The sequence below is a fragment of the Pantoea sp. FN0302 genome, assembly GCF_050113775.1.
In the GTDB taxonomy this organism is placed as follows: domain Bacteria; phylum Pseudomonadota; class Gammaproteobacteria; order Enterobacterales; family Enterobacteriaceae; genus Mixta; species Mixta alhagi.
Window position 1 is genome coordinate 1 of record NZ_JBNJSM010000011.1, and the last position, 11311, is coordinate 11311.

Annotated in this window: 6 protein-coding genes and 1 pseudogene; all 7 read right to left on the reverse strand. The window is 53.8% G+C overall.

Features of this window, described 5'->3' with window-relative positions; genetic code table 11:
* Positions 1 to 486: 486 nt before the first annotated feature.
* A complete protein-coding gene (gene tri1, locus ACQE32_RS19670; RefSeq protein ID WP_427022300.1) occupies positions 487 to 1581 on the reverse strand; it encodes an ADP-ribosylarginine hydrolase Tri1 in 1095 nt (364 codons plus the stop codon).
* A gap of 700 nt (positions 1582 to 2281) precedes the next feature.
* A complete protein-coding gene (locus tag ACQE32_RS19675; protein WP_427022301.1) occupies positions 2282 to 2728 on the reverse strand; it encodes a type IV secretion protein Rhs in 447 nt (148 codons plus the stop codon).
* Positions 2668 to 3492, reverse strand: a pseudogene (locus ACQE32_RS19680) (RHS repeat-associated core domain-containing protein); the annotation flags it as partial. The pseudogene ACQE32_RS19680 and the gene ACQE32_RS19675, both read right to left, overlap by 61 nt.
* Positions 3493 to 3628: 136 nt before the next feature.
* The gene (locus tag ACQE32_RS19685; RefSeq protein ID WP_427022302.1) at positions 3629 to 3952 is read right to left on the reverse strand and encodes a hypothetical protein; all 324 of its coding nucleotides are present in this window, start codon (positions 3950 to 3952) and stop codon (positions 3629 to 3631) included.
* Positions 3953 to 3956: 4 nt separating this feature from the next.
* Complete coding sequence (locus tag ACQE32_RS19690) at positions 3957 to 7289, reverse strand: RHS repeat-associated core domain-containing protein (protein WP_427022303.1); 3333 nt, start codon at positions 7287 to 7289, stop codon at positions 3957 to 3959.
* Between the two features lie 128 nt (positions 7290 to 7417).
* The gene (locus ACQE32_RS19695) at positions 7418 to 7885 is read right to left on the reverse strand and encodes a hypothetical protein (protein ID WP_427022304.1); all 468 of its coding nucleotides are present in this window, start codon (positions 7883 to 7885) and stop codon (positions 7418 to 7420) included.
* Between the two features lies 1 nt (position 7886).
* A partial coding sequence (locus ACQE32_RS19700; RefSeq protein ID WP_427022305.1) for an RHS repeat-associated core domain-containing protein occupies positions 7887 to 11311 on the reverse strand: 3425 nt, incomplete at its 5' end.

Here is an 11311-nt window from a genome sequence, read left to right on the forward strand (position 1 = left end):
CGCCCCTCCAGCTTCCAGAAAAGCAGCCCCTCCTGCGGGAGCCGTGCGGTGATACGTTCAGACATAGGTGAGTTCCGTGCTCAGCGGGCCCGCGGATGCGGGCGGTGATAATAAGGAAATGGGTTTGATAAAGGTAAAACTGTAAAGATACAGGTTGTCATTACCTGAAAACTTAATAATTCTTTCCACAGAAAGAAACGCTTTGAGGGTTATTAAAAGCGTCTTTGCTTAAGAGCCATTGTTTATAACCACAACAAAAAACAGGTAACGGCTTAATTACCGCATACGTTTTTGCTTAATAATTTCTCTTTATTCCGCTTCATTACCCCTGTTGCTTTCAGAATCCTTTCTTATCTCTTAAGCTACAGGAAAAGGCTTATTGCAGTCGCGACATCTGAATATTTTACGGCTGAATACTGTTACAAATATTTAGCCACTGAGCCCGGGACAGGTGGCCGGGACTCAGGGAATAATCCGCGTAACATCTTACAGCGTTTCTTCAGGTGCCTGCCTGAACAGCGCTTCCGCCATGGCGGCAATTCTTTTTTCCTGAACCAGCCTGTCGCGCCACTCCTGCGGTATGCCTGAATAACCATACAGCGCGCCGGCAATCTGACCTGCCGTGGCGGCCACGCTGTCGGCGTCATCGCCCAGGTTAGCGGCCAGAAGAATCGCGTCGCGGAAGTTATCCGTGTTCCATACCGCCCACATCGCCGCTTCAAGCGTGTCGATAACGTAGCCGCTCGAACGAATTTGATCGCGTGTTTTCTGCTTGTACTCGCCTGCGTTGATGATCATTACACGCAATGCTGATGATAGTACGTGAGGTGAGAAGGCATCTTCTTTATTGTACCCGTTCAAAAGATAATGCAGAACTGCGCCTAAAAATTGACAGCTACTGATTGATTCAACGGCGCCATGCGTTGCCAGACTCTGGCTTTTTGAATCATTCCACATTTGCAGGAAAGATTTCCTTCTGAAAATAGCAACCGGAGCATGACGAATAACACCTGCATTTCCAGCGGTTTCTTCAGATGTGTTACCAAACCATCCTTTACCATGTTTTAAATATTCATCAAGTGCGAAACGTGTAGTATTTCCTATATCGAAACACCGCCCATTAGAGCTGTTTTCACCATAATGATACCAGCGCACTAACTTTTTTCTAAACAAATCAACGTCCATTGTTCCGGCTTCCAGATAAGTTTCAGCCAGACATAAAGCCATTGATGTGTCGTCAGTCCATTCGCCAGGTTTAAGATGAAAAGGCCCACCGCCAACCATATTTTCAACTTTTCCTTTATCTCTGGGAAGAAATTCCAGAGTTGTCCCAACAGCATCGCCAACAGCAAGCCCAACCAAAGCGCCCCTGGCTTTATCAAGAGCGACAGTATCGTCAACTATTTGTAACTTGGTTTGGAGCCATTCAGGTTTTATAGGTTTATCTTCCCCCGCTGACTCACGGGCGATGGGAGTATACTCCAAACGTTGCTGTAACCCGCGGGATGCTACAGGCATAAGGTGCTGATATTTTTGAATATAAATAGAAATTTTAAATTCTGATTCTCGTAAATCAATCATCATCTTTCCTTGTAATGAAGCAGTAAGGCATAAAAGTACGTGACAGTCACACTGACCGCCAGCTGACCGTTCAGTGTCTGCCGTCGCGTTTTGATGATGCGCTATCCCTGCGGGTCGTAGCGGAAGTTCACCTGCGCCAGCCGCTCCCATGAGCCCTCGCTGTGAACGTACTGCATTTTTCTGCCCGGCGCGTGGCTGCCCGCCTCGCCCGCCAGCCGCAGCCCGTTCCACTGACCCGGTTTTCCTCATCGTAGCGGAAATATTGCGTTAGCCCGCATCGCGTGTCGCGTCGCTCAGTCTGGTTTCGAAATTAACCAGAGCGATAAAAAAGAGCTGACTGAGCCGGGCAGTGGGCAGCTAAAAATAAAAAGCCGGAAGGATCTATAAATCGTTTCCGGCAGAATAGCTAGTTGTGATAATAATGACGGGCGATATCTCTTAACGAAATAAGCATATACTCCAATTCAATCAGAATATTTATTGCTCTCTCTCCAGATAGAGATATTTTCTCATTGTTATTTAGCAGTCTCAAATCACTTCCTCCTAAATATTTTAGGGTTATCTAGTTTAACACCACCGTCTGTACACCTGCGCGCCATGCTCGCTTTCCCACGCCACGTGCTGATTTTCGCCAAATGCTTTACATTTAAATTAAGGAACAAAATACTGTAAAATCAAAAGCTTACCCAGCCTCTTTTCTTTAATTATTAATATTAAGCGAAAATCCGAAGTCAGCATATCCCTCAGAGCTAATCACGAAGCACCACCCATTTATTTTATCGAAAAAATAATGATGTTGAGGGATATTTTTTATGGCCATTTCTAAAAATGGATAAAATTGCCTGCAATTTAACTTAACAGAAAAATCTAAAGATGAGTCATTAATATAAAAAATGTCACTACTTCGTAAAATATATTCATCAATATTATTTTTACGGATAAAGCAATTTATCTCATCAACCCAATTTGAATAATTACCGCGCAACTCAAGCATTTTATGATTATTTGTATTAGTCCAATCAATTTTAGAACCAATCCATTGGAAATTATTAGACAAATCATCGATAACAAATTCCATGTCATCTATTATCTCTGGGGGGTCAGGAAGTAAAAATATTTTCTCTTTAATTTCATCATCAAGTACCATGAGGATTTCCTCCAAGGCTTTGATGGTAAGTTAAATAAATCCTGGAGCTTTGTAACGGTAGATTCAGTTACATCAAACAGGAAATGCTCACCTTTATCTTTACCGCTAAATACGTTTATATGGGCACCGCTCCGCTCGTCATACTCTATTCTAAACCCCGTCTTTCCATCAGCTGTAGTCATTCCGACAGGCCTACCTCTTGTCGAACCGAATTTACCAGTATTAACTTTTTCAGCTTTGAACCCCCGTTCTTCTAACCATTTAATTGCTTTATTTCTGGCTTGCTCGTAAGAATCTTTTTCTTTCTTCTCACACCTACTCAGCCCCAGCGGATCAATCCACACCAGCGGATTAGGCGCATACTGATAAAGGTTTATCCCGCCGGCCAGCCCTATCGGATCCTGGCTGATAAAACGTCCCGCATCCGGATCATAGTACCTGAACCGGTTGTAGTGCAAACCGGTCTCCGCATCGTAATACTGCCCCTGGAAGCGCAGCGGCTGATGCACCGGTTCCGCCTGTTCCGCCGTCTCCACCCGCAGCGTATTGCCCCAGGCGCGGTAGTCCGCACGCCACACCACCCCGCCCGCCATTCCGGTCAGTTCACGTGGCAGCCCCGCCTGGTCGTTGTGATACCAGTACACCCGGGCGCCATGCTCACTTTCCCCGCGCTGCGTACTGATTTGCGCCAGCAGCACAAAGCCTTTATCTTCATAAATCCAGATGTGCTGACATTTGCCACGCGCCTCGCTCAGCAAATGGGAGTTCAGCAATGCTATATAGGTACGTGGTCAAATATAGTAGGCTCACTAGTTCCCATAACTAACAATTATATTAAGGTACTAAAAATTCGCGTCCTAAAATTACGTAATGTATTAACTTAATGCTGAAAATTTTTCTCTAAACATTTTGATTTTTTATCAACTTTAATATATCTTCCCCTTTTTTTTCATACGGAGGTCGCCATAAAGTAACGTCATTCTCAATCCAGTTATCGAATTCTTCAGGGGACATGTTATCCTCTAGTTCTTTATATAAATACTTTCTGGCTTTTGCCAACCTTCCCAGAAGATCACGTTCTTTAAAAAAAAGTAGCAATGCAAATGCTGCTCTTTCTGTTTCGTCAAAGCCTGTCCCTATTTTATCGATTACAATAACCATCTCCTCAATAGAAACTAAAATTTCCTTTAACTCTTCCACTTTTTGTGAAATATTGTCTTTCATCAATTCAACACCTCTTATTGAAGCTAGTGGTTTGTTTATCTAACTCGACATCACCTTTTATTTTGTATTCTTCTACGCCCAGGTCATTTTTTCTAAACTCAATACGACTATCATCTATATCGAAATCAATATAATTTCTGGCGTGATTTTGTTTGATTTTGAATTTTTCTGCTGCATCAGCCATGCTTAACGGCTTACCCTTGGCTCTAGTGGCAAAAACAGAATTTTGATCACCAGCCTTTATAGTCATTGTTTCCTTTATACCGGTTAAACCTTTATTACTTGTATAGTGCCTTAACCTAACAACATCGAGCCCCAGCGGATCAATCCACCCCAGCGGGTCGCCAACATACGCATAGGTGTTCAGCCCGCCCGCCAGCCCTATCGGGTCCGGCTGCGTGTAGCGCCCCGTCGCCGGGTCGTAATACCGGAACAGATTGTAGTGCAGCCCCGTCTCTCTATCCAGGTACTGCCCCTGAAAACGCAGGTTCTGCGGCACCGCCAGCGGCGTGTGGCTCTGCTCCTGCTGCGTTTCGCCCCAGGTACTGAACCCGCCCTGCCAGACGGTTTCTCCCTGCGCGTCCGTCATGCGCACCGGCAGGCCGTTCAGCGCCGTGTGGTACCAGTACACCTCGCTGCCCGCCGCGCTGCTGTCCACCCGCGCCAGCGGCTCCCATGAGCCCTCGCTGTAAACGTACTGCGTTTTTTTTCCCGGCGCGTGGCTGCCCGCCTCGCCCGCCAGCCGCAGCCCGTTCCACTGAAAGGTAATCACCTCCGGCTCTGCGCTGTCGTGACGGTACAGCAGCTTGTGCGTGCGGCGGCCCAGCAGGTCATACCGGTACTCCGCCCGCCGGTACTCGCGGTGCCCTTCCAGCTCCACCGTGGTCAGGCGGTTTTCCTCATCGTAACCAAAATGCTGCGTCAGCCCGTGCCGCGTGTCGCGCCGCTCCGCCAGGCGGCCGAAGCCGTCATACGCCAGCCGGATGCCGTTCAGCCGCTGCAGCAGGTTATGCCACACCGTTTCGCCCGGTGCCGCCGTGCGGTTGCCCGCCGCGTCCCAGCTGAAACGTTCCTCCTGCGTCGCGCCTGCGCTGCGCGTCACCTGACCGGCCGCATCATAGCCCCACAGCTGCTGACGGTACTTCCCTTCGCCCGCACCCGCGTCGCCGTCGGTTATGTTCTCCTGAATAATCTGGTCAAGACGATCCCAGCGGTAACGCCGTCCGAAAACCAGCGCCTGTCCCCGACGACTGTCGCGCAGCGTGATGCGCCCCGCCGCGTCGTAGCGCGTCTCCAGCGTCAGCGCCCCCTGGCTGCGGCGGATTTCACGGTGCAGGCTGTCGCGCTCAAAACCGGCAATATCCGTGTTAAGGCCGTCGTGATGCAGATGCATCTGCAGCAGGTGCCCGGTGCCGTAGCGCAGGTGGTGCAGCGCGCTGCCGTCAGGCGCGGTGGTCACCAGCAGATTGCCCAGGGCATCATACGCGTGCTGCCAGCGGCCGCCGTGGTTCTCTTCCACCGTCAGGTTCCCCAGCACGTCACGGCTGAAGCGCAGCGTCTCCGTCCACTGCGGCACTTCACCGTCTGCTGCTGCCTGCTGCCAGGCGCTCAGCGAAGCCCGGCGTATTTTCACTTCACGCGGGCCGTAGAGATATTCCGTGTGGTTCTGCGCCGTCTGTTTCAGAACCAGGCGGCCCAGCGCATCATAGTCATAGCGCGTGACCTGCGCCGGTGGCGTGCCGTCCGCCTGCGGCAGCGGCTCACGCATGACCTCAGCCACCTGGCCCTGCTGCGTATAGCGGTAAGCGGTGCGCCGTCCCGCCCAGTCATACTGCGCCAGCAGTCGCTCGCCGTTATCATATTCAAAGCGCCAGCTGTCGCCGTTCGGGTTTATCAGCGCCTGCAGGCGACCAAAACGATCGTAACGGTAGCGCACCTGCTGCCCGGCCGGATCGATCTCCGTTACCACCTGTCCGCGGGCGTTACGCGTTACTTTGCGTTCTGAAAAGCCGTCCGTATTGCTGCCGCTCAGCAGACCCGCGCTGTCGTAGTCATAGCGGGTTTCGCGTCCGTCGGCGCGGATGTGCGCCGCCAGCCTGCCGGCCGTGCTCCACTGCCACTGCTCGCTGCCCGCGCCGGGCCGGCTGAGCCTGATGAGTCGCCCCCGTTCATCATAGATACGGTGGCGCTGGTGGCCGGAGCAGTCTTCATCGCGCAGCAGCTGGCCGCGCTCATCCCACCAGTAGCGGTGGGTGTTCTGCAGCGCGTCGATCCGCTCGATCAGATCGCCCTGATCGTTCCACGCAAAACGGGTCACGCCGCCCGCCGGATCGGTGAGTTCAGTGACGTCGCCCCGGTTGTTGTAGCCGTACTGCCACACCGCGCCGTCCGGCAGCACCTCTTTCAGCGGAAACGCATACACCGGATGCCAGGTGGTTAAGGTGGCCTGACCCAGCGGATCGCGCACCATTGTCAGGTTGCCGCGCGGGTCGTGGTTATATTCCCAGCGGTTGCCGTCGGGATCGACCGTCGCCTTCAGCAGCTCGCCGTCCGTGGTCCAGTGATAATGCCATTCGCCGCCGTAGCTGTCGGTGTAGCGGGTAATGCGGTAAAGATGATCCCAGTGATGTACCGTCGAGCCGCCGGACAGGCAGGTGACCGTGGCGGTTCTGGCCTGCTCGTCCGCATCGATCAGCCAGTGCTCCAGCACGTTCTGCTGCCCGTCGCATACCCGGTACTCCGCCACGCGCCACTCTGCGCCGCCGGCTTCCGGACGCCATTCATACTCCACGCTCAGGCCGGTGGCATAACTGTGCGATGCCATACGATCGCTGGCCCGATCCCAGCCAAACCGGCGCGTCACGATGCCGTCCGCATCTTCCACGGCGATCAGCTGCCCGCAATCGTTATAGCGGTAGCCCACCAGTAAATAACGATCTTCGCCGCATAGCTGGTGAACGGCGGCCAGGCGGCCATGCCGCGATTCATAGCTCAGCGTGACCGTCAGCGCTTCATTGTCGCCGGAGATGCTGACAAGCTGACCCGCGTCGTTGTAGGCATAGTGCTGGCAGTTTTCATGACGATCGCAGATGCGCGTGATACGCCACTCGCCGGCACGTTGCGGATCCGGCTCATAGAGCTGGAATTCACCGAGATCGCTTTGCAGCACAATCGATCCCTGCGCGCTGTACCACAGGGTCATGCCATCTTCCTGGCAGTGGATCACCTCACCGGGATTTATCGCGCCGATGGTCAGCTCACGGCCGGTGATATCACGCCAGAAAAACAGGCTGGTCGTGCCGTTTATACGCTGCAGCAGACGGGTTTCAAACGGCACTCCCCCTTTCTTCTTTTATAAGATATCCGGGGAGATCCAAAGATGATCTTCCTGGCTTTTATTTATGACTGTCCTCTAACTTTTTTCAATGATTAGTGTTTTCCCAAAAGATTAACATCCAGATCCATTCAATAATCTGATCGCCACAAAGAAAAATCAGAAACATATATTTCATTAAATATTAAATCTTTAGGTATACTTGTAATGCTATCCCCGATTTCATCATAAGGTGATGGCAATATAAGGCAAAGACCAAAATCATCATTAATAATGACAGTTCCATTAAATATTTTTTGTTTCTCAGTTAGAGCAACAACCTCTTTCATCGATTGCCCTGCATGCAATATATTTTTATATTTCCCTTTATATTCTTGATTGCAACCAATTGAAAAAATCAAGCCATCAGCATTAGTTGCAATTGTTATTGTTTCATTTATTACATAAGCACTCTTTTTACTCCCATCGGGGAGGGAATAATTCTTAACCACAACATTAAAAGAAGAATACATTTCATCTATATATGAAGTTATATTTTCATTAAGCTTGATATTGCCTAAAGAATAAGCAGGTATTATTTCAGCATTAAAGTCTATCATATTAAAAACCACCATTCCTTAACGTACCATCAATGTATACAGGGGAATCTTTTATTAGATCGTAGTTTTTAAATTCACCATAACCGATCCTTCCAAAGACAACATCTTCACCATTCTTAACCTTATAAACTTTCCAGTAATCATTACCATGAATATTAGGCTGACTTGCATTTCCTCCTGGATGATAATCCAGTTTATATGTTGCCCCTGATTTAGTAGTACGTACATATTGAGTATGTTGAATCGCATCAGGTCTTCCTGCTTGAGGGTAATGTTTAGTCCAACCACGACTTGACAAAAATGTATCAACATCTGCAGGTTTGTTACCTGTTAATTTATCAACCCATCTTTGAGTTATTTTATCTTTTCTAGAAAAATATTTAGAGGTACTACAACCAGCTAGGCCCCACGGATCCACCCACGTCAGCGGGTCGCCGACATACGCATAGGTGTTCAGCCCGCCCGCCAGCCCTATCGGATCCGGCTGCGTGTAGCGCCCCGTTGCCGGGTCGTAATACCGGAACAGATTGTAGTGCAGCCCCGTCTCTCTATCCAGGTACTGCCCCTGAAAACGCAGGTTCTGCGGCACCGCCAGCGGCGTGTGGCTCTGCTCCTGCTGCGTTTCGCCCCAGGTACTGAACCCGCCCTGCCAGACGGTTTCTCCCTGCGCGTCCGTCATGCGCACCGGCAGGCCGTTCAGCGCCGTGTGGTACCAGTACACCTCGCTGCCCGCCGCGCTGCTGTCCACCCGCGCCAGCGGCTCCCATGAGCCCTCGCTGTAAACGTACTGCGTTTTTTTTCCCGGCGCGTGGCTGCCCGCCTCGCCCGCCAGCCGCAGCCCGTTCCACTGAAAGGTAATCACCTCCGGCTCTGCGCTGTCGTGACGGTACAGCAGCTTGTGCGTGCGGCGGCCCAGCAGGTCATACCGGTACTCCGCCCGCCGGTACTCGCGGTGCCCTTCCAGCTCCACCGTGGTCAGGCGGTTTTCCTCATCGTAACCAAAATGCTGCGTCAGCCCGTGCCGCGTGTCGCGCCGCTCCGCCAGGCGGCCGAAGCCGTCATACGCCAGCCGGATGCCGTTCAGCCGCTGCAGCAGGTTATGCCACACCGTTTCGCCCGGTGCCGCCGTGCGGTTGCCCGCCGCGTCCCAGCTGAAACGTTCCTCCTGCGTCGCGCCTGCGCTGCGCGTCACCTGACCGGCCGCATCATAGCCCCACAGCTGCTGACGGTACTTCCCTTCGCCCGCACCCGCGTCGCCGTCGGTTATGTTCTCCTGAATAATCTGGTCAAGACGATCCCAGCGGTAACGCCGTCCGAAAACCAGCGCCTGTCCCCGACGACTGTCGCGCAGCGTGATGCGCCCCGCCGCGTCGTAGCGCGTCTCCAGCGTCAGCGCCCCCTGGCTGCGGCGGATTTCACGGTGCAGGCTGTCGCGCTCAAAACCGGCAATATCCGTGTTAAGGCCGTCGTGATGCAGATGCATCTGCAGCAGGTGCCCGGTGCCGTAGCGCAGGTGGTGCAGCGCGCTGCCGTCAGGCGCGGTGGTCACCAGCAGATTGCCCAGGGCATCATACGCGTGCTGCCAGCGGCCGCCGTGGTTCTCTTCCACCGTCAGGTTCCCCAGCACGTCACGGCTGAAGCGCAGCGTCTCCGTCCACTGCGGCACTTCACCGTCTGCTGCTGCCTGCTGCCAGGCGCTCAGCGAAGCCCGGCGTATTTTCACTTCACGCGGGCCGTAGAGATATTCCGTGTGGTTCTGCGCCGTCTGTTTCAGAACCAGGCGGCCCAGCGCATCATAGTCATAGCGCGTGACCTGCGCCGGTGGCGTGCCGTCCGCCTGCGGCAGCGGCTCACGCATGACCTCAGCCACCTGGCCCTGCTGCGTATAGCGGTAAGCGGTGCGCCGTCCCGCCCAGTCATACTGCGCCAGCAGTCGCTCGCCGTTATCATATTCAAAGCGCCAGCTGTCGCCGTTCGGGTTTATCAGCGCCTGCAGGCGACCAAAACGATCGTAACGGTAGCGCACCTGCTGCCCGGCCGGATCGATCTCCGTTACCACCTGTCCGCGGGCGTTACGCGTTACTTTGCGTTCTGAAAAGCCGTCCGTATTGCTGCCGCTCAGCAGACCCGCGCTGTCGTAGTCATAGCGGGTTTCGCGTCCGTCGGCGCGGATGTGCGCCGCCAGCCTGCCGGCCGTGCTCCACTGCCACTGCTCGCTGCCCGCGCCGGGCCGGCTGAGCCTGATGAGTCGCCCCCGTTCATCATAGATACGGTGGCGCTGGTGGCCGGAGCAGTCTTCATCGCGCAGCAGCTGGCCGCGCTCATCCCACCAGTAGCGGTGGGTGTTCTGCAGCGCGTCGATCCGCTCGATCAGATCGCCCTGATCGTTCCACGCAAAACGGGTCACGCCGCCCGCCGGATCGGTGAGTTCAGTGACGTCGCCCCGGTTGTTGTAGCCGTACTGCCACACCGCGCCGTCCGGCAGCACCTCTTTCAGCGGAAACGCATACACCGGATGCCAGGTGGTTAAGGTGGCCTGACCCAGCGGATCGCGCACCATTGTCAGGTTGCCGCGCGGGTCGTGGTTATATTCCCAGCGGTTGCCGTCGGGATCGACCGTCGCCTTCAGCAGCTCGCCGTCCGTGGTCCAGTGATAATGCCATTCGCCGCCGTAGCTGTCGGTGTAGCGGGTAATGCGGTAAAGATGATCCCAGTGATGTACCGTCGAGCCGCCGGACAGGCAGGTGACCGTGGCGGTTCTGGCCTGCTCGTCCGCATCGATCAGCCAGTGCTCCAGCACGTTCTGCTGCCCGTCGCATACCCGGTACTCCGCCACGCGCCACTCTGCGCCGCCGGCTTCCGGACGCCATTCATACTCCACGCTCAGGCCGGTGGCATAACTGTGCGATGCCATACGATCGCTGGCCCGATCCCAGCCAAACCGGCGCGTCACGATGCCGTCCGCATCTTCCACGGCGATCAGCTGCCCGCAATCGTTATAGCGGTAGCCCACCAGTAAATAACGATCTTCGCCGCATAGCTGGTGAACGGCGGCCAGGCGGCCATGCCGCGATTCATAGCTCAGCGTGACCGTCAGCGCTTCATTGTCGCCGGAGATGCTGACAAGCTGACCCGCGTCGTTGTAGGCATAGTGCTGGCAGTTTTCATGACGATCGCAGATGCGCGTGATACGCCACTCGCCGGCACGTTGCGGATCCGGCTCATAGAGCTGGAATTCACCGAGATCGCTTTGCAGCACAATCGATCCCTGCGCGCTGTACCACAGGGTCATGCCATCTTCCTGGCAGTGGATCACCTCACCGGGATTTATCGCGCCGATGGTCAGCTCACGGCCGGTGATATCACGCCAGAAAAACAGGCTGGTCGTGCCGTTTATACGCTGCAGCAGACGGGTTTCAAACGGCA

Coding starts and splice junctions, on each gene's coding strand:
- tri1 (WP_427022300.1), bottom strand. CDS start 1,581: ATGATTGATTTACGAGAATCAGAATTTAAAATTTCTATTTATATTCAA.
- ACQE32_RS19675 (WP_427022301.1), bottom strand. CDS start 2,728: ATGGTACTTGATGATGAAATTAAAGAGAAAATATTTTTACTTCCTGAC.
- ACQE32_RS19685 (WP_427022302.1), bottom strand. CDS start 3,952: ATGAAAGACAATATTTCACAAAAAGTGGAAGAGTTAAAGGAAATTTTA.
- ACQE32_RS19695 (WP_427022304.1), bottom strand. CDS start 7,885: ATGATAGACTTTAATGCTGAAATAATACCTGCTTATTCTTTAGGCAAT.